Below are 26,230 nucleotides of genomic sequence, written 5' to 3'. Positions count from 1 at the left end.
GTGATGCGGGTCGCAGGGGTGGTGGCAGCGTGCCGGGGCGTGGGGCGCCGGACCGGACCGGCACCCCACCACCCACTCCCCGGCGGTCAGCGGCGTCGGCCGCGCCGCACCTTCAGCTCCTCGAACCGGGGCGCGTCGCCGTCCTGGATCCGCTGCCACGCCCTGCGGTACAGGTCCGCGGCCGGTTCCGCCGGCACGATGATGCCGAACGGTGTGTGCTCGCCGTTCAGCAGGTCGCCGTAGAGCGGCAGCTTCCACCGCTCCAGGGGGACGCGCGGGGCGCCGAGGTCGACCCAGCCGCCGGGCAGGAAGAGCGAGCGTCCGGCCCGGGTCCTGCTGGCCTCCACCACCAGGTCGGTGGCGGCGAGTTCGGCGCGGGCGGCCTTGAGCCGGGCCGGCTTCCACCCGGTCCACCGGGCCGTCATACGGTCCGTGGGGTCGGGCATGGCGAGCAGCATCAGATGGAGCGTGGCGGCGTCCTCGCCGATGCCGTGCTCCTTGGCCGCCTCGGTGACCAGGTCGGGCACGGAACGGCTCGGGTCCTGCGGCCACCAGGTGCCGTCCTTGCCCCGTTCGCCCGCGATGGGCTCGCCCGGGTCGGCGAGATGCGCCGCGAACCGGGGGTCACGGGCCAGCCGCAGCGCCACCTCGGCGGCGTAGGGCTGCTGGTCGCCGAGGCGCAGCGCGGGCAGGTACGGGTCCTGCCCGGCCTCGTCGAGCAGGGCGACCCGCACACCCGGGGCCGGCTGGTCGTCGTGGGTGGCGAGGATGACGGCGCCGTACCGCTCGTAGCCCGGGCCGGTCTCGGTCGGGGAGCCCGCGGTCCTGCGGAACTCCGGGAGGCTGATGTACCGCCCGAGGTCGAGGACCAGGCCGGGGTGTGCCAGCCGGGCGCGCACGGCGCTGAGGGCGGGCGGCAGCGCGGCCCGGATCGGGTCGCCGGCCGGCAGCCGGTGGGCGAGCCAGGCGGCGAGGCCCACCGAGCCCACCAGCGTCTCCGCCGTGAACCCGACCTGGTTCTCGCCGACGGGCCGGACCCGGTCGCCGTTGACCGCCCACTCCAGGTCGCGGGTGAGCCGGGGCTCATCGGCCGGGTGCAGCAGGGCCGGCAGCGCCTGCCGTACCTCCCACTGGGCGTGCTTGACGGCGCGGAGCGCGTCGCTGAGCAGTTCCTCGGGGACGGCCGTCCGCTTGCCGATCCTGCTGTTCCAGACCTCGGCCGCGGCCGGCACGTCCGGTCCGTCGGTCCACAGGAGGGCGGGGTCGGCGGGCAGCAGCGCGGCGACCACCGCGGCGCGGATGTCGTCGTCGAGGCCGCGCAGTTCGTCCTTGGCGACGGCCGCCGGGGCGACCTTCACCCCGATGGCGGCCCGCGCCTCGGTGGTCAGGAACGTCCGCTCGTACTCCTCGACGTTCGGCAGTCCGGCCACGATCAGCCGGGCCATCGTCTCGGTGACACCGGTGAGCCGGGCGAACTCCTCGGCGGCCGCCGGGAACCAGGGCGCCGGTCCGCGCGCGGCCAGCTCCGCGAGGAACGCGCCGAGCCGGCCCGCCTCCGCGTCCCCGGCGAGCCGGGCCGACTCCCGGAGCGTGTAGGGCTCGGGCGTCTCGAACCGCTCGGACGGGTCGTGGAAGAACCCGGTGAACACACAGCCGTCGTCGCCCTGCGAGCGGCGCCCCACGAAGGCCACGAAGGCACCGCCGCCCAGCGGCAGCAGTCCGTTCCACATGCCCTCGCGCCATTCGCCCGCCGGGGTGCGCAGCGGTCCGGCGGTCAGGTGCAGGACCACCTTGCGCCAGCGCGCGGCCCCGGATCCCGCCAGGCCGAGCGTGCCGAACCCGGTGAGCAGCGTGCGCAGCACCTCGCGGTGCTCCTCGGTGGTGGTGCCCGCCGCCGCGCGGAACGCCAGGGCCGGCAGGCGGTCGAGCAGGGTCTCCAGGTCCGGCTGTCCGGTCGGCAGCTCGGGCCCGTCCAGATGGAGGGACACGGTCCGCTCCTCGGGTACGACGGCGGTGTCGCTGAGCCCGGCGGCCCGGTTCAGCACACGCAGGGTGCGGAAGACGGTGTCGGCCTCCTCGTCGCGGTTCCACCAGTAGCCGCGGGGCGCGCCGAGACCGCTCATCGCGTCGCGGAGCACGGCGTCCGGCGGCCCGGCCGGGCCCTCCTGCTCCAGATCGCCGTCGAGCGCCCGGGTGAGCCGGGCGGCCGCCGCGTCCAGCACGGCCTGCTGGCCGGCGGCGTGCCGCACCACTCCGGCGATGCCCGTGACGAGCGCGTCGTGGGTGACGGGCAGCAGGGTGCGGATCGCGAGCGGCAGTGCCTTCTCGTCCTCGTCCGCGGCGGCCGCCAGCAGGGCCGCCGAGGTGTCGCGGTCGATCCGCCGCAGTGCCGTCGACCCCTCCGGGTCACGGGGCGTCAGGCACTCCCAGTACTGCACGGGAGGCAGCAGCAGCGTGCCCTCGCCGAAGATGCCCGGGGTGCGGTCCGTCTTGGCCACGGAGGTGACGACGCCGTCCGGGTCGACCAGTTCGAGCTGCCAGCCGTTGCGCACCACGGCACGGGCCCGGTCGTCGCCGGGGAACACCACGAGCGCGGACGGCCGGCCCCGGTCCGGGGGCAGGGTGACGGTGTGACCGGCGAGGTCCTCGGCGCGCCGGGAGCCGTCGGGCAGCCGCACCACCCGCAGGCCGATCAGCCCGTCCACGGGTGCGGAGGCGGGCGCGGGACCCGTCGTCGGAGAGGGGCGCAGCCGGGCGGCCTCCAGGCTGCTGCCCTCGGGGGCGGTGCGCAGCGCGTCGGCCAGGAAGGCGGGCAGGCTCGACCGGCCGAGATCGCCCGTCGCCGGGTCGTACTCGTACCAGCCGCTCTCCTCGCCGTCGCCGGCCCGCCACACCCAGTACGCCACGCCGTCGGAGAGGAGTCCCCGCTCCTCGGGCAGCGTGGTGTCCCCGGCGTACAGGACGCCTTCGCCGGTGGTCCGGCCGCCGCCGGGCAGCGGAAGGGTGATCGGCAGGTCGCCCTTGTACCAGTCCATCTCGGTGCCCCGGGTGGACCGGTGGCCCTGGAGGGTCTGGGGCTGGTCGGCGCGGGTGTGCCAGTAGCCGCGCAGGCCGTCGCCGCGGTGGCTCCAGTAGACCAGCAGCTCGCCGTCCACATGGTGGAAGCCCGGGTCGCCCCAGCTGTCGTTCGCCGGGATCCGCAGGTCGTGGGTGAGGACGGTGCCCTCGGCGCCGATCACGCGGGCCTGGGCGGCGCCCGCCACGACGAGGTGGGGCCAGGCGTCGGCGACGATCAGGTCCTCGACGTCGTTCTTCGGGACGAGGGCGGCGGCCGCCTCCTCCCAGGCGGGCCAGCCGAGTTCGTCGAAGAGCCCGGCCCGCAGCGTGCGCGAGAGCACCGGTGCGAGGTCGGTGCCGACGGCCTCGCGCACCTCGTCCTCGGCCAGCGCCAGCGCCTCGGCGGGCAGCCACCTCAGCCGGGTCAGCGCGTCGGGCAGCTGGGGCAGGCCGACCGCGGTGAACCGGCGGACGACGCGGCGCACCCACTCCGCGAGCAGCGGGCGCCCGCCCGGCGACCGCGCCAGCAGCCGGATCGCCCGCAGCCCGTGGTCGTTGTCACCGAACTGGTCGGTGCCCCGCAGGAAGGCCTCGTGGAAGCGGGCGTCGGCGGCCAGCGACAGCAGCTCCCGGTGCCCCTCGCCCGACGCCCACTGGGCCAGCGGCAGGCCTGCGCCCTGCTCCGGGGCGGCCACCGGCACGTCCAGGGAGAGCAGCAGGTCGATCAGGTCGATGTCGTGCGTCACCCTCAACGCGCCCCCGGACACGCCGAGTTCGGCCCGCAGCCGGTCCGTGGCCCGCTCCACCAGCGGGTACAGCTCCGGCATCCGGGTGGAGCCGCGCCAGGACCGTGCCCGCTCCCGGAACGCCAGGAACCGCTCCAGCCAGCCCACCGTGCCGTCGTGCGGCCGCTCCTCCTCGGGCAGCGAGCCGTCCCACAGGCCCACCGTGGCACCGGACGCCTCCAGGACGCCCAGCCACATGTCGGGCATCTCGTCGTCGTGGGAGGAGGGGATCAGGTCCAGCAGGGTGCCCCGCACCCGCGGTTGCCGTGCGGCCAGCCCCACCAGGGCCGCCCGGTGGCCCTTCCACCAGCCCGCCGCGGCGCGCAGCGTGGCCGGCAGGCCGAGCAGCTCGGTCAGGTACTCCTGCTCGGTGAGGTCGGCGTCCCGGCCGGCGGCGCGGGCCAGCCTGCGCAGGTCGTTCGCCATCTGGGCGGACGGCGGGAGGCCGCCCGCCGTGCGGCGCAGGCAGAGCCGGGTGAAGCGCCGCAGCGCCTCCTCGGCGGGCACCCGCGCGGCCAGCTCCTTCGCGTACGCCGACAGCACCTTCACCGGGAGCGCGCCCGCCAGCGCGAACTCCAGGAAGACGGCGTCCAGCCGCTCCTCCTCGACCGTCAGCCCGTGCTCCGCCTCGGCCTTGCGGGCCCGGGTGAACAACTGGGCCGCGTAGGTGGCGTTCTCCTCCGCGAGGAACACCCGGCCGGCCTGCTCGTAGAACGTCGGCAGGAAGTGCGGCACCGAGGCCGCGAGCCGTGCGCCGAGCTCCAGGTAGGCGTCCAGCGCCGCCTTCGGCTTGGACTTCGCCTGCCGGGCCGCCCGCTCCAGATCGGGTACGACACCCAGCGCGTGGTGACCGTCCTGCGGGTGGTGCACCAGCACCCACTCCGGGAAGCCCAGCGACTGGCGCAGTCCGAGGCCCACCACGGCCGGCTCCGCGTCCTGCACCAGTCCGAGGAAGCCCGCGGCCAGGTCCTCCGCCGAGCCCAGCTCCCCGGCGACCAGCCGCACCACCACCCGGTCGTCCAGCCCCGGGTGACGGTACGTCCGCGTCGTCAGCGGCACCGCCCGCTCCCCGGCCCCCTCCGTCTCCGGCGGCAGCACCCCGCCCGCCGTCAGCACATCCTCGTACGACACCCGCGTCCCCCCGCTCATGCGTCCTTGCCCTCCTCGATCACGCGCCCGGCGTACAGCGCCGCGCCCATCCGCATCCCCTCCGACCAGGCCACCGGGCCCACCTCGCGCAGCGGCAGGGCGCGGCCGTCCTGGTCCTGCCAGGTGAGGCTGCCGGTCTCCACCTCGTCGTCCCAGTACGGCTCCCCGATCCACACGGAGGCCTCGACGGTGCGCCCGCCGTCCCGCACCCGGGCGGTGGCGTAGCCGCCGGACACCCGGTAGCCCAGCGAGGACGCGCGCGCGGCGAGCGCGAAGCGGGAGCGGAACGAGCCCCCGGTGAAGTCCCGTACCTCGGTGGCCTTGGCGTCGAGGTCGTCCGGGCGCCGCCAGGTCGCCCGGTGGATCTGCTCGACGCCCTGGACGATGCCCAGCTCCGCCGCGAACTCCCGCACGTCGTCGAGGTCGGGCAGCAGGACCGGGTGGGGCAGCGTCACCGTGCGCGGGGACAGCCGGACCGTCTCGCCGTCCAGGTTCACGATCCGCAGCTCGCCGGACTCGGTGGCGCCGCGCAGGAAGCCCACCTCGTCGGGGTCGTCGCCGACCACGGCCAGGTCGCGCAGCGCCGACTGCCAGGCCTCGTCCGGCCAGACCCGGGCCAGCAGGCGGGTGGGCACGGGCAGTGACGACACCATCCATGTGTCGACCTGCGCGACACACCCGGCGGCGTGCCGGTCCAGCCACTCGGCGAACCGCCGCAGCCGGTCCACCTCCGGGTGGTCCTTCAGCGCGCGCGGCAGCGATTTCAACTGCCGTCCCGCCGCCCGGCCCGAGGTGGCGCGTGCCGCCACCCGCCCCTCCACCAGGGCGACTTCATACCCGTCACCCGCCGACAGCCAACCCACGAGCCACAGCCTTCCGCGTCAAGAGCATCAGAAGAAAGCACAGTTCAGCCGGGGGAATCCCGGCCCCAGTGCGACCATGGGTGAAACGTTAGCGGCGGCCACTGACATTCGGTCCGGGGTGTCCGGCGATCGACCGTCAAAGGCGCCGAGGACCCGCCGACGGGCGGGCACGCGAGACGATCCCCTCCGGCGTACGGCAAGCCAATCCGAGGCGGCGGGCGGACACATCCGTAGAGCTACGTACGGGGGTACGTACTACCGGCCGGTCACCGCGGGTGGCGTGCGGCCGGCTGGGCGCGCTCACTCTCCGTGCGCACCCGCAGGTGCCGTCGGCGCGCGTGGGCGGCGAGCAGCACACCGAGCGTCGACACCAGGGAGAGCAGGCCGCCGGCGTACAGCCCGGCGCGGGAGCCCAGCCGGGTGGTGAGCCAGCCGATCAGCACGGCGCCGATCGGGGTGGAGCCCTGGAGGATGAGGGTGTAGATCGCCATCACGCGGCCGCGGTAGCGCGGGTCGCTGCCCAGCTGGACCCGGTGGTTGGCCGCCTGCGCGAAGGCGATCGACGCGCATCCGGTCGCGGCCAGCAGGACGGCCGCCGACCAGTAGTCCGGGGCCCGGCCCGCAGCCGTCTCCAGGGCGCCGAACACCACGGCCGTGGTCGCCACCAGGCGCGCGGAGGGGCGGGTCCGGCGGGCCGTCGTGGCGAGCGCGGCGGCCAGCGAGCCCAGGGCGAACGCCGTGGTGAGCAGGCCGAACGTGCCCGGACCCGCGTGGAACACGGTCTTGGCCGTCAACGGCAGGGTGAGGTGGAAGTTCATGCCGAACACGGCGACGCACGACACCAGCGTCAGCGTCACGACCAGGTCGGGGCGCCCCCTGACGTAGCGCAGCCCGTCGACGACCCGCCCCGGGGCACCCGGCGGGACCCGGAGCACCGCGGCGGGGTCCATGCGCCGCAGGGCCGCGATGACGGCCAGATGGCTCACGGCGTTGAGCAGCATGAGCGGCCCCACCCCGCAGACCGCGATCAGCAGGCCGGCCACCGCCGGTCCCACCACCCGGGCCACGTTGAAGTAGGCGGCGCTCAGCGCCGAGGCGTTGGGCAGCAGCGCGGGGCCGACCAGCTCGCCGACGAAGGCCATCCGGGTGGGCACCTCCACGGCGTTCACCGTGCCCAGGCAGCAGCCGAACAGCAGGAGGTGCCACATCCGGGCGGCGTCCGTGGCCACCAGCACCCCGAGACCGAGCGCGACGACCCCGGACGCGGCGTTGCACCGGATCAGCAGGTGCCGCTTGTCGTGGCGGTCGGCGAGCCGCCCGCCGTACAGCGTCAGCAGCAGCATCGGCGTGAACTGGGCGGCGGTCACCGCGGCCAAGGCCGTCCCCGGGCTGTCCGTGAGGGACAGCACGAGCCAGTCCTGGCCGACGATCATCATCCAGGTGCCCGACACCGACAGCACCTGACCGGCGGCGAAGAGCCGGAAGTTGCGTACGGACAGGGACAGGAAGGCGGTTTTGACGATGCCTCGGGGCATGGTCAGGAGACCCTCGCCCGGGGCGGCGCCGCCTCGTCGCTCACCAGGCAGTCCTCCAGGAACGCCAGGGCGCTCAGATGGTACGAACGGGCGGCCCAGCCGAGGCTGATGTTGTGTCCGGCGTCCGCCTGCCGGTCGACGACCACGCGGGGAGCCGCGGTGAAACGGGTCTTCAGGCTCCGCAGCCGGTTGTCGTCGTGCCGCCACCAGGCCTCGTGCTCGGCGAAGGTGAACCGGAGCGGGACACGGATCCGCGGCGCCGCGGCGTCGAGCACCCGCGGCCAGTCCTCGAGGTCCGCGTACTCCCGCGGCGGCACCGCGGCGACGAAGGACCCGCCGGCGGCGAAGGTTCCCGGTGGATAGAGCCGCAGGGGGCCCCAGTTGCGGCGCCGTCGTTCCGGTCCGTCCAGGTCCGACACCGTGCGCGGCGCGACGGCGTACTCGTGGCCGCAGCCCGACACGTCCACCCCCAGCAGCCCCGGGACACCGTCGTCCGCGGCGGCGGTCAGCGCGACCTTGCCGCCGAACGAGTGAGCGAGCAGGAAGGTGCCGGCACCGGTGGCGTGGCGCGCGGCGAAGTCCCCGAGCGCGGCCCGCACGGTCCTGGTCTGCTCCGCCAGCCGCTGCCCGTCCGGCACCGCCGTGGCGGACCGTCCGTAGCCGGGCCGGTCGAGCGCGAGGACGGTGTAGCCGAGCCTCGGTCCGAGGGTCAGCAGCGACAGCCGGGGGTCGGCCCTGGCATGGAAGTACGCCGCGTTCATGCCGCTGCCGTGCAGTGCGACGACGGCGGCCCGCGGCGTACCGCCGGAGGGCTCGGCGAGCAGCGCGGACAACCGCACCCCCGCGCCGTCCAGGGCGATTCTGCGGGGGGTGCCGGCGGCGCTCGGCCGCGCGTCCTGGGGCGTGCTCGACCGGGCCATGCTCTCCTCCTCGGGCGACGACTCGCGGGGCCGACGGGAGCCGGGCCCACCGACGGGTTCTGCCCCACGGGTCTGCTCCATCGTCATCAGAAGGCCCGGATACGTCACCTCGTGACGTCGTGGCTCCGGCACCACAGCGCGGCGCCCGGGGCCGACCGGACGCACCACGGCCCCGCCGGACGCACCCGGCCCCCGCCGGACCCACCACGGCCCCGGACGCACCCGGACCCTGCCGGACGCACCCGGGGCCGGCCCGACGCACCGCGGCCCCGCCGGACCCACCCACCCCCGGTCGGCCGTGCCCGGCGTGCGGCTCCACCGGCCCCGGCACAGACTGGCCGGGTGAGCCGAACGCACACGCACCGCGACGAGGGCTCGCTCGGCGCCGGACGTGCGGCCTCCCAGCCGCTGGCGCTCGCGGCGATGATGTTCGCGGTGGCGATGACCTTCATCGACCAGACGATCGTGTCCATCGCCGCGCCCGACATCGTCTCCGAACTCGGACTGTCCGGCTCGGGCATGCAGTGGGTGGTCAACGCCTATCTGCTCTCCCTGGCCGCCTTCTTCGCCCTCGGCGGACGCCTCGCCGACCTGTGGGGACCGCGCCGGATCGTCGTCGCGGGCACCCTCGTCTTCGTCGTCTCCTCCGTCCTGTGCGGCTGCGTGCCGCGGGGCGACTACGCGCTGACCTGGCTCATCGTGTTCCGGGCGACCCAGGGGCTGGGTGCCGCGCTGCTCTTCCCGGCCGCGCTCGCCGTGGTCGTGGCGGTGTTCCCGGTCGAGCGCCGCGGACGCGCCCTCGCGCTGTTCTTCGGCCTCACCGGCGCCCTCACGGCCCTGGGACCGCTGCTCGGCGGCTGGCTGACCGCGTGGACCTGGCGGGCGATCTTCTGGGTCAACGTGCCCGTCGCGATCGTCGCGCTCGTGCTCACCGCGATCGCCCACATCTCCGACCGGCGGCGCGCGGAGTCGCTGGACGTCAGGGGCGCGGTGCTGATCGCCGTCGGGATGGGAGCCAGTGTCCTCGGCTTCCAGCAGGCGTCCGCCTGGGGCTGGGACAGCGTGGCGACCTGGGCCTGCATCGTGGGCGGTCTGGCCGTGCTGTACGTCTTCTGCCGCTACGAACTGCGCACCCGTCACCCGCTGGTCAATCTCGCGGTCTTCCGCGACCGCGCCTTCACCGTGGACGCGCTCGTGCTGTTCTTCGCCATGCTGGCGTTCGTCCCGCTGTTCTTCTTCGCCTCGGTGTACGCCCAGGTCTCCCTCAGCGCCTCGCCCAACCAGGCGGCCCTGTACCTGCTGTACTTCTTCGTGGGGTTCGCGATCGCCTCCCAGTGGGGCGGGCGGATCCTCGACAAGCGGGGCGCCCGGCCGGCGTTGAAGACGGGCTGCGCGGTCGGTGCCGTCGGCTTCGCGCTCTGGGCCGGCAAGCTCACCGACCTGTCCATGCACGACCAGTGGCCCTACGCGGCGCTGGCCGGCGCGGGCATCGGCTTTCTCCTCGCCCCGGCCTCGACGGACGCCGTCAACCGTGCCGTCGACGCCTCCTACGGCGAGGTCACCGGCATCACCCAGACCGTCCGCAACTACGCGGCGTGCGTCGGCATGGCGATCTACGGCACCCTGCTGACGCACACCATGACCGACAACGTCGTGGACACCCTCCAGCAGCGCGGAGTCCCCTCCGACACGGCGCACTCCGTGGCCCGGGACGTGACCGAGGCGGTCACCGGCAACGCGGACTCCCGCACGCCCACCGGCGACGGCCGGGTCGCGACGACCCTGCGCGACGCCATGTCCGCGATCCGCATGGACTTCGCCGAGGCCAATCAGCGGGTGTTCTACGGCATGGCCGTCGCCCTCGGCATCGGGTTCTTCTGCGCGCTGCGCCACCCGGGTGGTCCGGCCGCCGCCGCGTCCGCCGAGAACCCGCCCGTGCGCGACTGAACGCGCTCACCCCAGCGGCACACCGGCCGGTGAGTCGCCCCCCTCGTGGGACCGGCGCATCCGCGGCACCCGGTCGTCCGCACCGCCCGCGCCACCCCTGTCGGCGGGGCCCGCCCACACGACGAGGACCTCGTCCCCGGTGCCCCAGACGCGCCGTTCGGCCTTGTGGGGGCAGAGCCGGACACCGTCGTCACGGCGGGCGGTGCGCGGACCGTGCGCGCGGTATCCGATCGCGCACTCGCCGCGCTCCAGGGCCGCCGCCACCACCGTGGCGAAGGACGCCTCACGGCCCGGCAGCACGTAGTGCCCGGCCGGGCGCAGGGCGAGCGCACCGCCCCGGGCGGCGAAGACCTCCTCGAACACCACGGCCAGTTCGGGGCTCTGGGAGATCTGCGTCATCAGCAGCGCGGTGAGTTCGCCCCGGACGACCGTGTCGGACGCCGGACCCAGCGGCGCCAGCGCCCGGCTGCGGTGGTCGCACAGCTCGGCGACCACCGGTAGCGCCCGGCCCACCTCCTCCTCCAGCGACCGCAGCATCAGCAGCGTCAGCAGAGTCCGGTCGTCGGGCCGCTCGGGACCGGCCCCCACCTCCCCGGCCGACACGACGACACTGTCGTAGCCGAACAGGTCGAGGGCGCGCAGCGTCTCGGGCCGGATCGGGTCGCCCGGGTGGTGCACGACGTCGAGCCGCCCGCTCTCGTCCGGTGGGGTGACGGGCCGCGGGGGGCCGGCGTCCGGGCCGGTGACCACGTCGAGGCGGGATCCCGGCAGGGCGGTGCGGCGCAGGAGGTCGACGACCAGCGGCGCGCGGCGGTTCCAGCCCAGCAGCAGCACCCGGGAGGGCTCCTCCGGCCGCGGTCCGGGCGGCGCCACGGCCGTGCGGTCGACGTACGCGCGGCAGTCGACGGGCGGGACGGGCGAGGCGTCCCGGGCGACGACCACGAGCCGGTCCCCGGGCCCGAGCACGGTCCCCGGCGGCGGAACGATCAGCGGACGGCCGTCGGCCGTCAGGAACCCGACGACACAGGACACCTCGAAGCACGACGCGATCTCCGCGAAGGGCAGGCCCACCAGGGAATCCGCCGCGTCCACCACCCGGAACTCGGCGCCGGCGAAGTCCAGCAGGTCGCGCAGCGCCGCCGACAGCCCGGGACGCCGCGCCGACTGCACCAGCAGACGCGCCGTCGTCAGATCGGTCTCCAGCACGGTCCCGCGGGGCCCGGCCGCCAGCCGCGCGGCCGACAGATAGCGCTCGTCCCGTACGGCCGCCACCACCGGCGGCCCCGTCCGGACACCGAGCAACGCCCGCAGCGCCAGCAGGATCCGTACGACCTCCAGGTCCGCGTCGGCGCCCTCGGCCGGCAGGACCAGCACCGAGGCGGCCGCGTCCGGGGTGACCAGCCCGAGGGCCTCGGGATCCGTCAGCGACCCGGTACGGCAGACCAGCCGGACGGCACCGACGGCGTCCGGCCCGGCCGTCAGCGACGCCTCCATCTCGGCCGTGTCCCGGTCGGCGAGGACGGCGACCACGCCCCGCCCCCGGTCGGCCCGGGCGGCGATCAGCTCCCCGACCACCGTGAACACCTGGTCCGACCAGCCCAGCACCACCGCGTGATCCCGCTCGAGCACCGTCGAACGGCCCCGCCGCAGTTCCGTCAGCCGGTCGCCGAGACCCGTGGTGATCACTCCCACCAGCGTCGACACGCACAGCAGGGTGATCAGCCCGAGCAGCACGGACAGCAGCATCCGCAGCGGCGCGCCCGTCACCCCGCCCAGGCGCAGGGTCTCCGCGCTGGTGCGCCACACGGCCGTGAGCCGGCCGGACAGGGAGCGCGGCGCGTCCGGGTCCGTCCACACCAGCAGGGCGCTGACGGGGACGACGATCGCCAGACAGCCCACGGCCAGCCATCCGAGCAGCGCCCCCGTGCTGCGCGCGAGGGTCCGGTCGAACAGGTAGCGCGCCCGGTCCCGTAACGAAGTCGGCCGCTGCCGCTCTGCCACACCTGCCCCCTGACGTCCGCCGCACGGTTCCCGGAGACGAAGCGTGCTGGCTCCCGCCTCCGCGACACGCCGTGCCGACGGGGCATTCATCCTTTCGGGAAGAGGGACCGCCGCGGACCGCCGCGGACCGCCGCCACGGACCGCCGGCGCGGGGACGCTCGCGCGCGGGGGTTCCGTTCACCCGCCGTTCGGTCCGATGTCGCCCGTTGGTCCCCGCGTGACCTCGTCGCATTCCGGATCAGCGGCTTACCATCGCATGCGTACGGGAGCGGCACGTGGGGGAGGCGCGCTTGTTCGGCAGCACGCGTGAAGAGGTGTCAGGCACGGCGGACCCGGCCATATCGGACACGCCGGACGGTCGAGGGGGGCCGGGGGAGCTGCCCCGCGGCGTGCGGCTGTACCGGCTGCGGGCCGACGGCTCCGTCGTCCTCGCCGACCGTGACGGCGCCCGGGACCTGGGACCCGAGCGGGACCTCCTGCGGTTCATCGACGACGGGCAGTTCGCCCACTACCTCGTCGGGGACGCGGCCACGTCCCCCGAGCGCCCTTCCAACGCCACCGTCAAACTCGGCATCGTCGGCCCTCGCAGCGCCTTCACCCCGCACGCGCACGGCGGGGAGCACTTCGTCCTCAGCCTCGGCTACGCGGCCTGCGGCCTGTACGACAGCGAGCGCGGCAAGGTCACCGAGGTCCCGCTCGCGCCGGGCGGGTTGATCCGGATCCCGGAGATGATGCCGCACTCCTTCGCCAACCGGGACACCACCCCGCTGACCATCCTGGCCGCCAACACCGGCTACGGCATCGATCACGAGGACTACGCGATCACCGCCCCCGAGGCGGAGCGCAGGGCGGCCGGTCCGCCGCACGGCGCCACCACCGCGCCCCCCGGCGCCCGCACCGGCACCCTCGCCCGCGCCGGCTACCTCGAACTCGCCGCCGCCCTGCGCGACATCGAGCGGGTCCAGGAGGTGCGCGGGCCGGGCGTGACCACCGTGCGGGAGCGACTGGCCGCCCGGCTGCGCAGGGTCGCGCAGGGACTGGAGGACCGACGGTGATCTGTCCGCATTGCCAGATGTCCCTGTTGCGCAAGGAGCGGCCCGGCAACGTCTGCGGCAAGTGCGGGCGCAGGTACGCCCTGGACCCCAAGACCAACCCGCTGAGCCTGAACGACCTCCGGGTCCGCCGGATCACCCTCAAGCTCACCGACGGCGGCCGGGTGCCCTGCACGACGGGGCAGTTGTGGTACGCGCTGTCCCGCAGGTCGCTGCGGGACACCCGGGTCGAGATGGGCTGCGCCGTCGCGTTGATCATCATCGGGATCGTCGCCGTGCTCGTCGGACTGGGCTCCGACGTCACCCTCTTCGCCGTCGTCGGCGGCCTGTCGCTGCTCGCGGCGCTGGGCTTCGTCGTCGCACAGGTGAGGGGTGTGGGCCGGGGCCGGCCCCGGCTCACCCGGGAGGCCTTCCGCACCGGCCCGCTGGCGGAGTGGAAGAGCGTCTACGGCTCCCTGCCGCCCGGCGTGATCGACGACAGCCACCCTCCGTCCCAGGGCACCCCGGGCACCCGGGGCGACGGGCTCGTCCTGCTCTGTCCCGACCGGTCCGTCGCCGTCTTCCTCGACGCGGCCGGCCTGACCACCCGCCACGGGCTCACCCTGGCGGCCGCCCCGGGCGCCCTGCCCGGCCGGGGACCCGTCCTGGTGCTCCACGACGCCGACGCCGAGGGCCTGCTGCTCGCCCACCGGGTCCGCACCGCGCAGCCCGGACGCCCGGTCGTCGACATCGGCCTGCCGCTCGGCGCCGTGCACGGCCTGGAACGCGCGGTACCCGTGCGCGGCGGCGCGCCGGACGCGGGCATCGTGCAACTGCTTCGGCAGAGCGGTGAGTTCACCCCGGCGCAGCTGAAGTGGCTGGGCGGGGGCTGGGGTTTCCCGCTCGTCGGGGTGCCGCCCGCCAAACTGCTGGCCGTCGTCTCCCGGGCCGTCGAGAAGGCGGGCGCCGCGGCCGATCCGGAGCGGCGCCGAGCCGCCTCCCTCGGATTCCTCACCTGGCCCGAGGAGGCCGGATGACCCGGCCGGGGAGAACGGACGAGCCGGCCGAGGAGGGCGGATGATCTGCCCCCACTGCCACGCCTCCCTGCTGCTCAAGGAACGCGCCGGCCAGGTGTGCGCCACCTGCGAGCGCCCCTTCGCCCTCGACCCGAAGGTGCACGGCCGGGGCATGCACGACACCCGCATCCGGCGTGTCGCCGAGAAGCTGACCGACGGCGGCCGCCGCAAGGTCACCGTCACCCAGTTCGGGTACCTGGCCCGGACCGCCCATCACACCTGGCCGAAGACCCCGGAGAGCGGACGCCGGCCATGGGTGGGGCGCGTGGTGGGGACCGTCCTGGCCGCCGGGCTCGTGGCGCTCGCCTTCCTCGTGGCGGACATGCCCTCCGCCGGCCTCGTCTGGTGGGGGAGCGCGGGGGCGGCCGTGCTCCTGTACGTGGTGGCGCGTGGCAAGCCGTACCGGCCCGCGCGCCGCGCCGGTGCGCATCTGTCGCCCTCGCCGAGCGAGTTCCGCACGATGATCTGCGGGCGATGGGTCCAGGTGTACGGAAGCCTGCCGCCCGGGATCGTGGACGACCGGACGTACCGGACCCCTGACGAGGACAGCCGGGACAGCCGGGGCACGGGCCGGCGCACGGGCGGGGAACCGCGTTCGGAGACGGTCGCACTGCTCTGCCCGGACCCGGCCGTCCGCGTCTTCCTCGCGGCCAACGGATTTCCGCGACGGCTGAACCTCACGGTCGCCGCCGAGCTGGAGGAACTGACCGGGACCGGGCCCGTGGTGGTGCTCCACGACGCGAGTGCGAGCGGCCTCCAACTGGTCGCCGACGCCCGCGCGAGCCGGCCCGGGCAGGTCGTCGTGGACGCCGGGCTGCCGGTGCGGGCGGTCGCCGGCGACCGCCGGGTCCTGACGCTCCACGAGGAACCCCCCGCGCACCTGCGGACGGAACCGCCCGCCTGGCTGCGGCGGATGGAGGAGCACGCCCCGAGGGACGCCGCCTGGCTGGTCGAGGGCTGGTTCAGCCCCGTCGCCGCGGCTCCGCCCGCCCTGGTGGAGTCGGCCGTGGAGCGCGCCGTGGACAAGGCCCGCGGCGCCTCGGACGGCGAGCAGGACAAGGCCGCGGCGGTCGGGTTCATGACCTGGCCGCGGCCTGCGGAACCACCGGCGAAGGACGGGAACTGACATGCCGACGTCCACGACCCCGGTCGGCCGGCTGCTGCTGGAGCGGGCGATCACCGTCGCCGCACGGCGCGCCGCCGCACCCGGGAACCTCCGCTTCACCGAGCGGCAGCTGTACTACGAGACCTGCCGCGTCCTGCGTCCGACACCCGCACCGGTGCGGCGCATCCCGCACAGCCCGGCCCCGCCGCTGCGCCTGTCCCGGTTCACCGAGGCGCTGCGCGGCAGGGAACCGGCCGGACTGCTCCCCGCTCCGGTGACCGCCGCCCCGACGATCGGCGGCCCGGCCCGGGAACCCGACCTCTACGCCTACGGGCTGCCCCGGCTGCTGATCTGCCAGGACCGTGCCATCGCCGGGATGCTGCTGGCCAACCACGCGCACCTGGAGGCGGCCTGTCCCGTCCTGAGCGCCGAGGACGATCTGCCGCTCGACCCCCGGCTGGTGGCAGCCCTGGAGCGGGCCGAAGGCGCCACCGTGCACGTCCTGCACGACGCGAGCCCCACCGGGATCGCCCTGCCCGCCCGGGTGCGCGACGCGCTGGGACCGGCCTCCGCCCGGGTCGCCTCGCTCGGTCTTGTGCCCCGGCACGCCGAGGCCCTGCGCCTGGTGTCCGGGCGCAGGCCCGCCCCGGTGCCGCCGCTCGCACCGCTGCCGCGCGGCCTCAGGCCCGCCGAGGCCGCCTGGCTCGCCGGGGGCCGGTTCGCCGAGGTCGCCGCGGTACCGCCGGCCCGGCTCCTGCGGGCGGTGCTCCGGCTCACCCGCGGCCCCCGGCCGGCCCGTCAGTCCGTCTGGGGCGATCTGCGTGAACTGCGCACCGCCGGCTTCATGACCTGGCCCGACGGATGACCCGCCCCCGAGGCCGACCCCGCCCCGACGACCGTACGACGACCTGTGACCGTATGCCCGAGCACCGCAGACCCAAGGACCGAAGCGCATGATCCGCCCACGCGAAGTCGGCTACACGGACGAACTGCTCGCCGACGGCAGTGTCCACCGCACCTACGAGGACGGCCGGCAGGAGTGGCGTCGGCGCGGCTCCGGCGGCGTGGTGCACTGGCACGACGATCGGGGCGGCGCGGGCACCGACGAACTGCTGGGCAAGAAGATCGTCAAGCGGACGCTCGCCGATGGCACGGTGACCTACGGGCGGGACATCGGCTACGGCCGGACCCTCTGGGGGCGCGGCGAGACCCTCATGGTCAACCGGACGTCGTTCGGCGGCCGGATGGGGGCCGCCCTCGTCGGCCTCGGCGTGGCGGGACTCGCCGTCACCGCCTCCCAGCTTCCGCCGCTCGACCTCACACCCGAGGAGGAAGAGGAACTGCGCCGGCAGGCGCAGAGCTCGTCCGAGGGAGGGAGCGGCGGCGGCGGGGACGACTGGGACGGCGGCGACTGGGGCGACGACGACGGCGGCTGGAGCGACGACGACTTCGGCTGACCGAACGCGCCACAGCACACGAGGGCCGCGCGCCCCGGACCGGCCCGTTCGGCCCGTTCGGCCCGTTCGGCCCGTTCGGCCCGTTCGGCCCGTTCGGCCCGTTCGGCACGTCCGACCCGTTCGGCAATTCCGGCCGTCCGGCAACAGGAAAGGACCCTGTCGATGGCGCGCTTCTGCGTCTGTCTCGCCACGGAGAACGGGCATCGGCGCTCCGACGGCCGGCCCGGCCCCGCCGACGCGCATCTCGCCGCGATGGGCGCCTCGGCCGTCGCGCCCGGACTGGCCCTCGTGCGGGACGAACCCGGTCATGCCCAGGGGCCGTTCGACGCGCACGGGATGCGTGCCGTCGGAGAGGTCACCCTGCACAACCGCGCCGAACTCCTCGCCGCGCTGGCCGCCGACGGCGCCCCCGCCCCACCCGGCGCCCGTGACGGCGAACTGCTGCTGCGCTGCTGGGCCCGGCTCGGCGAACAGGGCGTCGCGCTGGCCGAGGGCATGTTCGCGCTCGCCGTCCTCGACGGCCGCGACCTCGTGCTGATCCGCGACCACGTCGGCGCCCGCACCCTCTTCTACGCCCGTGCCGCCGACGCCTGGGCCGCCTCCACCTCCCTGCGCGCCCTGCGCCGCTGGCCCGCGCTGGGCACCCGCGTGAACCTGTCCGCCGTACGCTCCTTCCTCACCTTCGCCTATCTGCCGGGCGAGGAGACGCTGCTGGAGGGCGTGCGCGAGGTGCTGCCCGGCCGGGTGCTGCGGCTGGCCGCCGACGGGACCGTGACCGAGACGGTCCACTGGGAACCCCAGGAACGCATCCCCGAGCAGGGGGCCGACGAATCCCACGGATCCGACAGCTCCGACGATCACGTTCTCGCCCTGCGTGCCCTCCTCGAAGAGGCCACCGCACGACGGCTGCCCGAGGCCGAGGCCGTCGGTGTCCTGCTGTCCGGCGGCATCGACAGCTCGCTGGTCACCGCGCTCGCCGCGAAGCTGCACAGCCACCCCGTGCGCACCTACTCCATCAGCTTCGGCGACGAACTCCCCAACGAACTCGGCTACTCGGGCCTCGTCGCCGCCCACTGTCACACCCGGCACCGGGTGCTGACGGTCTCCGGCGAGGCGGTCGCCGCCCGCCTCGCCGACACGGCCGCCCTGCTCGACAGCCCGGTCGGCGACCCCCTGACCGTGCCGAACCTGATGCTCGCCGAGGCGGTCGCGGCGGACGGGCTGAGTGTCGCCCTCAACGGGGAGGGCGGAGACCCCGTGTTCGGCGGGCCGAAGAACCTCCCGATGCTGGTCCAGGAGATGCACGCCGGGGCTCCGGGAGCGCCCGGGTCGCCCTGGTACGAGGACCGGGCCACCGCCTATCTGCGCTCCTACCGAAAGTGCGGGACCGACCTTGCGGACCTGCTGACCGCCGACGCGCTGTCCGCGCTGGAGTCCGCGCCGCCCCCGCAACGCTTCGTCGAGCCCTATCTGACGGGCCCCGACCGCATGACCCACCTCCTCAACCAGCTGCTCCACTGCAACCTGCGGACCAAGGGCGCCCATCACATCCTCACCAAGGTCGAACGGCTGACCGCCTCCCAGGGGATCCAGGGCCGCGCCCCGCTCTTCGACCGACGGGTGGTGGACCACGCCTTCGCCACCCCGCCCGCCCTCAAACTCCGGGGCACCGCCGAGAAATGGGTGCTGAAGGAAGCCGTACGGGATCTGCTGCCCGCCACCGTCGTGGACCGCCCCAAGAGCGGGATGAGGGTGCCGGTGCAGCAGTGGCTGAGCGGGCCGCTGCGCGAGCCGGTCGGCGATCTGCTGCTCGGCCGGGCCGCCCGACGCCGGGGGCTCTTCCGGCCCGACACCGTACGGACCTGGATGCGCGGCCGGGGCGCGCTGCTGCCCCGGCAGGGCGGCAAGCTGTGGCTGGTGCTCACCCTGGAGCTGTGGCTGCGGGCGTACGACCTGTGAACCGGCACCCGCTCGCCGAGCGGGCCGATCGCCCGTGAACGGAACCATGGAGGCAACCGCACCGTGAACACCACCCTCATCGACCCCCGCACCGGCCGGGTCCGGGGCACCGCCCCCGTCGCCCGCGAGAACGAGGTGCGGTCCGCGGTCGCCGCCGCCCGCGCGGCCCTGCCCGGCTGGCGCGGCCTCACCCCCAGGGAGCGGTCGCGCCGGCTGGAGCGGCTGGCCACGCTGCTGGAGGAACATGCCCCGGCCTACGTCGCACGGGAGGCCTCCGGGACCGGGAAGCCGGACAGCGAGACGGCGGGCGAGGTGGCCCAGGTCGCGGACCTCTTCCGGTTCTACGCCTCCGCCGTCCGCGCCCAGTCGGCACCGGCCGCCGGACGGCTGATCGACGGCCACGAGAGCTGGGTGCGCTGGGAACCCCTCGGGGTCGTGGGTGTCGTCGTGCCCTGGAACTATCCGCTGATGATGGCCGCCTGGCGGTGCGCGCCGGCCCTGGCCGCCGGCAACACGGTGGTGGCCAAACCCGCGGAGACCACCTCCGACACCCTGGAACTCCTCGCCGAACACGCCGCCGAAGCGCTCGGCCCCGCCGTCCTCACCGCCGTGACGGGCGACCGGCGGACCGGCCGGCTGCTGGTCGAGGCCGACGTCGACATGGTGGCGTTCACCGGCAGCGCGGCGGCCGGGGCCGATGTGGCGGCGCGTGCCGGCGGCCGCCGGGTCAGTCTCGAACTCGGCGGCAACGCCCCCGCGCTCGTCCTGCCCGACGCGCCCGACGACACCTGGACGCGGCTGGCCGACGCCTGCACCTACAACGCCGGGCAGAGCTGCGCCGCCCCCGCCCGGGTCATCACCCTGCGCGAGAACTACGAGCAGGCGGTGGAGAAGCTGGCCGCGGCGGCCCGGGAACGCCTCGCGGGGCGGGACTTCGGCCCGCTCAACAACCCCGACCAGCTGGCCCGTTACGACGGCATCGTCAAGTCCTCCGCCGCCGGGCGGAACTTCGCGGCCGGCATCGCCCCGAGGCCCGGGGAGGAGAACGGCTTCTGGCGGCCCGCCCGGATCCTGGCCGACCTCCCCGACGACGATCCGGCGGTGCTGGAGGAGGTCTTCGGCCCGCTGCTCACCGTGCAGTGGGCGCAGGACCTCGACGCGGCGGTGGCGCTGGCCGACGGTGTCCCGCAGGCGCTGGCGGCGAGCGTGTGGACCCGTGACCTGACCACGGGGCTGGATCTCGCCGGCCGGCTGAACGCGGGGGAGGCCTGGCTCAACTGCCATCTCGTGCAGAGCGCCGAACTCCCGCACGGCGGCCGGGGCGCCTCGGGCCACGGCACGGACCTGAGCGCACTGGCCCTGCACGAGTACCAGCGCCCCAAGACGGTCACCGCACGACTGGTCCACGGCGGCTGACACGGCCGGCACCGGCCCGCACCGCACCACCGGCGACGAGGAGACGTCCCTGGTCCGTAAGGATTCCCTTGTTCCGATGCGGTCCCGCGACCGGTGGGATGGAGAGCATGAAACTGCGTGTCTCCCCGCCGGTGTTCAAGGGCGGACTGCATGACGCCCGCACGGCCACCTCGCTCGGCCGGTGGCTGGGCCTGGCGTTCACGGTGTGCTTCCTCACCGGTCTGGTCAGCCATCTCATGCAGCATCCGCCGGGCTGGCTCGCCGACGGCCTGCCGAGCCGTCCCTCGTGGGGCTACCGGCTCACCCAGGGCCTGCATGTCGCCTCCGGCATCGCCGCGATCCCCTTGCTGCTCGCCAAGCTGTGGACCGTGTACCCGCGGCTGTTCGCCCGGCCGGCGCTGCGGTCGGTCCGGCACGCCCTGGAGCGTCTGTCGGTCGCGGTGCTCGTCGCCGGGGCCCTCTTCGAGCCGGCGACCGGCTTGCTGAACACGGCCCAGTGGTACCCGTGGCCGTTCTCGTTCGTGCCGGTGCACTACGCGGTCGCGTGGCTGGTCGTCGGGGCGCTGGTCCTGCATGTCGCGGTCCAGGCGCCCGAGATCCGGGCGCACTGGAGCCGGCGGTCGCCCGGCACCCTCGCCCTGCCCGCGTCCGACGGCCGTGACCGCCGGTCGCTGCTCGCGGCGGTGGGCGCGGCGGTCGGCGCCGTCACCCTCACCACGGTGGGCCAGTCCTTCACCCCGCTGAAGGACCTCATTCTGTTCGCGCCCCGCGACCCCGACGAGGGCCCCCAGGCCCTGCCCGTCAACCGGACCGCCGCGGCCGCCGGAGTCGGCCGGATCCCCGGCGAGGCGTACCGCCTGGCCGTCGACGGCCCGCGGCCGTACACGCTGACGCTGGACGACCTGCGGGCCCTTCCCCAGCACGAGGTGGAGCTGCCCATCGCCTGCGTGGAGGGCTGGAGCAGGTCGGCGCACTGGACGGGCGTGCGGATCGCGGATCTCCTGGAGCGGGCGGGCGCGCCACCGCACGCGCGGGTGCGGGTGGTCTCCCTGCAACTGCGAGGCGGCTACCGGGTGTCGGAGATGGGGCACCGGCACGCCCGGGACCCGCTGACCCTGCTCGCCCTGCGTCTGAACGGCGCGGAACTCCACCCGGACCACGGCTACCCGGCCCGGCTCATCGCACCCAACCGGCCCGGTGTGCTCCAGACCAAGTGGGTGGGCCGGCTGGAGGTGCTGTCATGAAGGTGACGCGTCTCCTCGCGGGTGCGGCCGGTGCGGCGCTCATGGGCGTCGGTGTGTCCCTGCTGCTCGACGTCCGCGACCTGACCGACGTCGTGGTCTGGCTGGGCGGGGCGGTCGTCCTGCACGACGCGCTGATCGCGCCGGCCGTGCTGCTGGCCGGTCTGGTGCTGGTGCGCGGTGGGCTGCGCGGCCCGGTCCGCGCGGCGCTGATCGTCGCGGGTTCGCTGACGGTCGTCGCGCTGCCCGTGCTGCTGCGCCCGGGGCCGCGGGCCAACTCCTCGGTGCTGCCGCTGGACTACCCGCGCAACTGGCTGATCGCCCTGGCGGCCGTGGCCGCGGTGACGGCACTGTCGACGGCGGCACGCCGGAGGGCTCGCCGCCGACGGCCACCGTCGTAGCCCCTGCCGCGAAGGCTTACGAACCCCTGACGTCGCCGCGCCGCGCGGCCCACGGGCGGCTCCCCGGCCCTACGGTCGGTGGCATGTTGATCCTGGTCACCGGAGGCGCGGGCTTCATCGGCTCGCACCTCGTCACCGCCCTCACCGGCGCCGGGCACGCCGTGCGCGTCCTCGACGCCCTGCTGCCCGCCGCCCATCGCACCGCTCCGCCGATTCCCGAGGGGATCGACCACCGGCACGCCGACGTCCGCGACGCGGCCGCGGTCGCCGACGCCCTGCGCGGTGTGGACGCCGTCTGCCACCAGGCCGCGATGGTCGGCCTGGGCAAGGACTTCGCCGACGCCCCGGACTACGTCGGCTGCAACGACCTCGGCACGGCGGTCCTGCTGGCCGGCATGGCCGACGCGGGCGTGCGCCGGCTTGTGCTGGCCGGCTCGATGGTGGTGTACGGCGAAGGCCGCTACGAGTGCTCCCGGCACGGTGTCGTACGGCCGGGCCCGCGCGAGGTGGCCCACCTGGAGGCGGGGCGCTTCGACGCGCCCTGCCCGCACTGCGGTGAGCCGCTCGCCCCCGGTCTCGTGGACGAGGACGCGCCCGCCGACCCCCGTAACGTGTACGCGGCCACGAAGCTGGCCCAGGAGCATCTGGCCGCCGCGTGGGCCCGCGCGACGAACGGCAGGGCGGCGGCACTGCGCTACCACAACGTGTACGGGCCCGGCATGCCGCGCGACACCCCGTACGCGGGCGTCGCGTCCCTGTTCCGCTCCGCCCTCGGGCGCGGCGAGGCGCCGCGGGTCTTCGAGGACGGCGGGCAGCGGCGGGACTTCGTGCACGTGCGGGACGTGGCCGACGCCAACCTCGCCGCGCTGGACGGCCTGGACGGCCTGGACGGCGTGGCGCAGGGCGTCCTGCGGGCCTACAACGTCGGCAGCGGGGTGCCGCACACGGTGGGGGAGATGGCCGCCGCCCTGGCCGCGTCGTACGGCGGTCCGGCGCCGGTCGTCACCGGGGAGTTTCGGCTCGGCGACGTCCGCCACATCACCGCGTCCTCCCGCAGGCTCCGCGACGAACTGGGGTGGAAGGCCCGGGTCGGCTTCGCCGAGGGGATGGCGGAGTTCGCGGCGGCCCCCCTGCGGGCCGGGTGAGGTGAGCCCGGCGGGCCTCCCGTTGCGGTCCCGCGTCCGCGTGTCGCGGGGTCCGGCGACGTCAGCGATCCGTAAGGAGACCAAACCCCTTATGCCCGCTTTGCGTTCGTAGGGTGAGTGGGGTGATCGAGACATCTCCTTCCTCCGTGGACGCCGTCGAGCGGGGCGGGTCGCCGATGGCGGGGCCGCGTCCACCGGTGCTCCTCCCGCCCCCCGCCCGGCCCGGCGAGCCCTGGACGGCCGACCCCTACGCCCGGGCCCTGCGCACCGGCCGCGGCCCGCTGTACCTGCGCCGCCTGGCGCCCCCCGCCCTCGGTGCGGCAGAGCTGATCCCGCTGGACGTGGAGCGGTGGTGCGCCGGCCCCGACCCCGCCGACACGGGTGTCCTGCGCCGCTGCGCCGGACCCGTCCTGGACGTCGGCTGCGGCCCGGGCCGTCTGGTGGCCGCCCTCGCCGCCGACGGCGTACCGGCGCTGGGGGTGGACGTCAGTCCGGCCGCCGTCGCCCGGACCCGGCGCCACGGCGGAACCGCCCTGCGGCGCTCCGTCTTCGACCGCCTGCCGCGTGAGGGCCGCTGGGGCACCGTCCTGCTGATGGACGGCAACGTGGGGATCGGCGGCGACCCGGCCGCCCTGTTCGCCCGCCTGCGGGACCTGGTCCGCCCCGGTGGCCGCCTGCTGGCCGAGGCCGCCGCCGACGACGTGGACGAGCGCCTCACCGTCCGTGTCGAGGACGCCCGCGGCCGCCATGGACGCCCCTTCCCCTGGGCCCGCGTCGGCCCGACCGCCCTGCTGGGCGCCGCCGAGACCGCCGGCTGGATCGTCACCGGTCGGTGGACGGCGGACGGTCGCCCCTTCGCCGAACTCCACCGCCCGAACCGGGAGCCCGCTCTCCGCCACGCGACATGTCGACACATGGATCTTCCTGCGGCCGTGTGCCGCGACCGCACCGTTGGTTAGGGTGGCGAGCAGAGAATGATTCCGATGTCCTCGACCAGGACGATGGACGGGCCGACGGCTCCCAAGCGAGCCGGGCCAGACACAACGGGGGCTCGAAGGTGGGGAGTTGGCACTTACTCCGTCCGGCCGGGCCGGCGGACGTATGACCGGCCGGACGGCGCCCGCGGCGCTGCCTTTGTCGCTGCGCGGGTGGCTCGGGCCCCTCGCGGTCCTCGCCGCACTGGTGGTGCTCGTGCTCGGCGTCCTGTACGCCGACGACAGCGAGCCCGGCACGGCCGACGCGCGGATCGAGGCGGCGGTGTACGGCGTGGGGCCGCCGTGGCGGCACATCGCCCTGGCCACGGACTTCCTGGGGGAGCCCGTGGGAGCGGCGACGCTGGTCCTGGCCGTCGTGACGGGCTGCCTGCTGCTCCGGCGTCCCCGCGCGGCGGTGCTCACCGTCGCCGGCGCCGGCCTGACCGTGGTGACGGCGACCCTGCTCAAGTCCCTGGTCGGACGGACCATCCACGGCGAGAACCTGTCCTACCCGAGCGGGCACACCGCCTTCGCCACCGCGCTCGCCGTCGTCGTGGCGCTGCTCGCGACCGGTCTGCTCGGCCTCGGCAGGACGGCCGGCACGCTCCTCGTGCTCGCCGCGGCGCTGGTCGCCGGCGCCGCCATGGGCTGGGCACAGGTCGCCCTGGGCGCGCACTACCCGACCGACGTCCTCGGCGGCTGGTGCACCGCGCTGGCGGTGACACCGGCGACCGCGTGGCTGGTCGACCGGACGGCCGACCGACTGGGCGGTCGGACGGCCGAGGCCGGTCGACTGGAGCGTCGCTGACGTCACCTCACCTCACGTCACGCCAGGCGGCGGAACACGGGCTTCACCGGTCGTCCCACCAGCCAGGGGGTGGGGTCGGCGGCATCCAGCGCCTTCCGGTACACCGCGCACGCCTGGGCCACCACGTCGACGGTGTGATCGATGTCGGCGTCGCTGAGCGCGCTGCTCACCACGAACGACGGGGCCAGCACCCCGCCCGCGAGGAGCCGGCGCAGAAACAGGGTGCGGTACGGCTGCGACGGCTGCCCGTTCTCGTCGAGGGTGGCGAAGACCAGGTTGCTGGCCCGGCCCCGCACGACGATGTGGTCGCCGACGCCCATGCCGGCCGCGGCGTCGCGGACACCGGCGGCCAGCCGCTCACCGAGGGCGTGCAGCCGCGCGGTGACGCCCTCTTCGGCATAGGTGCTCTGTACGGCCATCGCGGCCGCCAGGGAGTGCGTCTCCGCGCCGTGCGTGGTGGACAGCAGGAACACCCGGTCGCCGGAGTGACGCAGCCCGCCCCGCTCCATCAGCTCGCGGCGCCCGGCCAGCGCCGAGACGGCGAACCCGTTGCCCAGCGCCTTGCCGAACGTGGAGAGGTCGGGGACGACGCCGTACAGGCCCTGGGCGCCGGCCTCGGACCAGCGGAAACCGGTGATCATCTCGTCGAAGATCAGTACACAGCCGTGCCGGTCCGCCAGCTCGCGCAGACCGGCGAGGTACCCGGGCGGCGGCTCGGTGTGGGTGGCGGGTTCGAGGATCAGGCAGGCGACCTCGTCCTGGTACCGGGTGAGCAGCTCCTCCGTGGCGGCCAGGTCCCCGTAGGGGAACGCCACGGTCAGCTCGTTGGTCGCCGCCGGGATGCCGGCGGACATCGGCGTGGTGCCGATGAACCAGTCGTCGACGGAGAAGAACGGATGGTCGGAGCAGAGGGCCACCCGCGCACGCCCGGTGGCGGCGCGGGCGAGGCGCACCGCGGCGGTGGTGGCGTCGGAGCCGTTCTTCGCGAACTTCACCATCTCCGCGGTCGGCACCGTGGCCAGGAAGCGTTCCGCGGCTTCGACCTCCACGACGGACGGCCGGACGAAATTGCTGCCACGGTCGAGTTCCCGGCGCGCCGCCTCGGTCACGCGCGGGTGGGCGTGGCCGAGGCTGACCGACCTGAGGCCGGAGCCGTACTCGATGTAGCGGTTGCCGTCGATGTCCCACACATGGGCACCGCGGCCGTGGCTGATGACCGGGGCCAGGTTCTCGGGGTACTGGTCGTCGCCCTTGGCGTAGGTGTGCGCGCCCCCGGGGATCAGGGCGTGCAGTCGCTCGTTCGCCGTCCGCGACCGCGGCAGGAGGAGCTCTGCGGTGTCTTGGGTGTCCACGCCGACCT

At 75.1% G+C, this 26,230-nt stretch carries 19 protein-coding genes; 13 read left to right on the top strand and 6 right to left on the bottom strand.

The features are described 5' to 3' along the window. Positions 1–86: 86 nt before the first annotated feature. The 4 genes from IE275_RS24715 to IE275_RS24700 all read right to left on the bottom strand — a co-directional run bounded on the left by IE275_RS24715 (position 87) and on the right by IE275_RS24700 (position 8,309). Complete coding sequence (locus tag IE275_RS24715; protein ID WP_189713586.1) at positions 87–4,991, bottom strand: DNA-binding protein; 4,905 nt, start codon at positions 4,989–4,991, stop codon at positions 87–89. After that, positions 4,988–5,854 (bottom strand): DUF4132 domain-containing protein, encoded by an 867-nt coding sequence (locus tag IE275_RS24710; protein WP_189713585.1) that lies wholly within the window; start codon positions 5,852–5,854, stop codon positions 4,988–4,990. The genes IE275_RS24715 and IE275_RS24710 overlap by 4 nt, the downstream gene beginning before the upstream one ends. 266 nt (positions 5,855–6,120) lie before the next feature. Then, the gene (locus tag IE275_RS24705) at positions 6,121–7,389 is read right to left on the bottom strand and encodes an MFS transporter (protein WP_189713584.1); all 1,269 of its coding nucleotides are present in this window, start codon (positions 7,387–7,389) and stop codon (positions 6,121–6,123) included. A 2-nt stretch (positions 7,390–7,391) separates the two neighbouring features. After that, positions 7,392–8,309, bottom strand: coding sequence for an alpha/beta hydrolase (locus IE275_RS24700; protein ID WP_189713583.1), 918 nt, complete (start codon positions 8,307–8,309; stop codon positions 7,392–7,394). 423 nt (positions 8,310–8,732) lie between these two features. Between IE275_RS24700 and IE275_RS24695 the strand changes: the two genes are divergently transcribed. Then, a complete protein-coding gene (locus IE275_RS24695; RefSeq protein ID WP_189713656.1) occupies positions 8,733–10,256 on the top strand; it encodes an MFS transporter in 1,524 nt (507 codons plus the stop codon). A 6-nt stretch (positions 10,257–10,262) separates the two neighbouring features. On the opposite strand, the gene IE275_RS24690 is transcribed toward IE275_RS24695, so the two are convergent. After that, on the bottom strand, positions 10,263–12,257 hold the full coding sequence (locus IE275_RS24690; RefSeq protein ID WP_229870525.1) for a CASTOR/POLLUX-related putative ion channel: 1,995 nt from the start codon (positions 12,255–12,257) through the stop codon (positions 10,263–10,265). Between the two features lie 389 nt (positions 12,258–12,646). On the opposite strand from IE275_RS24690, the gene IE275_RS24685 reads away from it, so the two are divergent. From IE275_RS24685 to IE275_RS24630, 12 genes are all read left to right on the top strand, one after another. Further along, the gene (locus IE275_RS24685) at positions 12,647–13,312 is read left to right on the top strand and encodes a cupin domain-containing protein (RefSeq protein WP_229870523.1); all 666 of its coding nucleotides are present in this window, start codon (positions 12,647–12,649) and stop codon (positions 13,310–13,312) included. A gap of 17 nt (positions 13,313–13,329) precedes the next feature. Continuing rightward, positions 13,330–14,325, top strand: a complete 996-nt coding sequence (locus tag IE275_RS24680) for a hypothetical protein (protein WP_189713581.1) — start codon at positions 13,330–13,332, stop codon at positions 14,323–14,325. 40 nt (positions 14,326–14,365) lie between these two features. Further along, the gene (locus IE275_RS24675) at positions 14,366–15,490 is read left to right on the top strand and encodes a hypothetical protein (protein WP_189713580.1); all 1,125 of its coding nucleotides are present in this window, start codon (positions 14,366–14,368) and stop codon (positions 15,488–15,490) included. A 1-nt stretch (position 15,491) separates the two neighbouring features. Beyond that, entirely contained in the window at positions 15,492–16,334 is an 843-nt protein-coding gene (locus tag IE275_RS24670) for a hypothetical protein (protein WP_189713579.1), read from the top strand. A gap of 88 nt (positions 16,335–16,422) precedes the next feature. Beyond that, positions 16,423–16,926 carry a hypothetical protein gene (locus IE275_RS24665; RefSeq protein WP_189713578.1) on the top strand — a complete coding sequence of 168 codons (504 nt, stop codon included), beginning with the start codon at positions 16,423–16,425 and terminating at the stop codon, positions 16,924–16,926. A gap of 162 nt (positions 16,927–17,088) precedes the next feature. Then, positions 17,089–18,885: an asparagine synthetase B family protein gene (locus IE275_RS24660; protein WP_189713577.1), complete on the top strand. Its 1,797-nt coding sequence runs from the start codon at positions 17,089–17,091 to the stop codon at positions 18,883–18,885. Between the two features lie 63 nt (positions 18,886–18,948). After that, entirely contained in the window at positions 18,949–20,301 is a 1,353-nt protein-coding gene (locus IE275_RS24655; protein WP_189713576.1) for an aldehyde dehydrogenase family protein, read from the top strand. A 98-nt stretch (positions 20,302–20,399) separates the two neighbouring features. After that, positions 20,400–21,545, top strand: coding sequence for a molybdopterin-dependent oxidoreductase (locus IE275_RS24650; RefSeq protein ID WP_189713575.1), 1,146 nt, complete (start codon positions 20,400–20,402; stop codon positions 21,543–21,545). After that, positions 21,542–21,943 (top strand): hypothetical protein, encoded by a 402-nt coding sequence (locus IE275_RS24645; RefSeq protein WP_189713574.1) that lies wholly within the window; start codon positions 21,542–21,544, stop codon positions 21,941–21,943. Before IE275_RS24650 ends, IE275_RS24645 begins: the two co-directional genes overlap by 4 nt. Positions 21,944–22,026: 83 nt before the next feature. Then, positions 22,027–23,088, top strand: a complete 1,062-nt coding sequence (locus IE275_RS24640; protein ID WP_189713573.1) for an NAD-dependent epimerase/dehydratase family protein — start codon at positions 22,027–22,029, stop codon at positions 23,086–23,088. 176 nt (positions 23,089–23,264) lie between these two features. Continuing rightward, a complete protein-coding gene (locus IE275_RS24635) occupies positions 23,265–24,047 on the top strand; it encodes a class I SAM-dependent methyltransferase (protein ID WP_189713654.1) in 783 nt (260 codons plus the stop codon). 142 nt (positions 24,048–24,189) lie between these two features. After that, positions 24,190–24,870 carry a phosphatase PAP2 family protein gene (locus IE275_RS24630; protein WP_189713653.1) on the top strand — a complete coding sequence of 227 codons (681 nt, stop codon included), beginning with the start codon at positions 24,190–24,192 and terminating at the stop codon, positions 24,868–24,870. A gap of 17 nt (positions 24,871–24,887) precedes the next feature. On the opposite strand, the gene IE275_RS24625 is transcribed toward IE275_RS24630, so the two are convergent. Continuing rightward, entirely contained in the window at positions 24,888–26,222 is a 1,335-nt protein-coding gene (locus tag IE275_RS24625) for a glutamate-1-semialdehyde 2,1-aminomutase (protein WP_189713572.1), read from the bottom strand. Between the last annotated feature and the right edge of the window lie 8 nt (positions 26,223–26,230).

It is taken from the genome of Streptomyces phaeofaciens, from assembly GCF_014648915.1.
Lineage (GTDB): Bacteria > Actinomycetota > Actinomycetes > Streptomycetales > Streptomycetaceae > Streptomyces > Streptomyces phaeofaciens.
This window is presented reverse-complemented; position numbering and strand designations above follow the sequence as displayed.

Coding starts and splice junctions, on each gene's coding strand:
- IE275_RS24715 (WP_189713586.1), bottom strand. CDS start 4,991: ATGAGCGGGGGGACGCGGGTGTCGTACGAGGATGTGCTGACGGCGGGC.
- IE275_RS24705 (WP_189713584.1), bottom strand. CDS start 7,389: ATGCCCCGAGGCATCGTCAAAACCGCCTTCCTGTCCCTGTCCGTACGC.
- IE275_RS24700 (WP_189713583.1), bottom strand. CDS start 8,309: ATGGCCCGGTCGAGCACGCCCCAGGACGCGCGGCCGAGCGCCGCCGGC.
- IE275_RS24695 (WP_189713656.1), top strand. CDS start 8,733: ATGATGTTCGCGGTGGCGATGACCTTCATCGACCAGACGATCGTGTCC.
- IE275_RS24680 (WP_189713581.1), top strand. CDS start 13,330: ATGTCCCTGTTGCGCAAGGAGCGGCCCGGCAACGTCTGCGGCAAGTGC.
- IE275_RS24675 (WP_189713580.1), top strand. CDS start 14,366: ATGATCTGCCCCCACTGCCACGCCTCCCTGCTGCTCAAGGAACGCGCC.
- IE275_RS24670 (WP_189713579.1), top strand. CDS start 15,492: ATGCCGACGTCCACGACCCCGGTCGGCCGGCTGCTGCTGGAGCGGGCG.
- IE275_RS24665 (WP_189713578.1), top strand. CDS start 16,423: ATGATCCGCCCACGCGAAGTCGGCTACACGGACGAACTGCTCGCCGAC.
- IE275_RS24660 (WP_189713577.1), top strand. CDS start 17,089: ATGGCGCGCTTCTGCGTCTGTCTCGCCACGGAGAACGGGCATCGGCGC.
- IE275_RS24650 (WP_189713575.1), top strand. CDS start 20,400: ATGGAGAGCATGAAACTGCGTGTCTCCCCGCCGGTGTTCAAGGGCGGA.
- IE275_RS24645 (WP_189713574.1), top strand. CDS start 21,542: ATGAAGGTGACGCGTCTCCTCGCGGGTGCGGCCGGTGCGGCGCTCATG.
- IE275_RS24640 (WP_189713573.1), top strand. CDS start 22,027: ATGTTGATCCTGGTCACCGGAGGCGCGGGCTTCATCGGCTCGCACCTC.
- IE275_RS24635 (WP_189713654.1), top strand. CDS start 23,265: ATGGCGGGGCCGCGTCCACCGGTGCTCCTCCCGCCCCCCGCCCGGCCC.
- IE275_RS24630 (WP_189713653.1), top strand. CDS start 24,190: ATGACCGGCCGGACGGCGCCCGCGGCGCTGCCTTTGTCGCTGCGCGGG.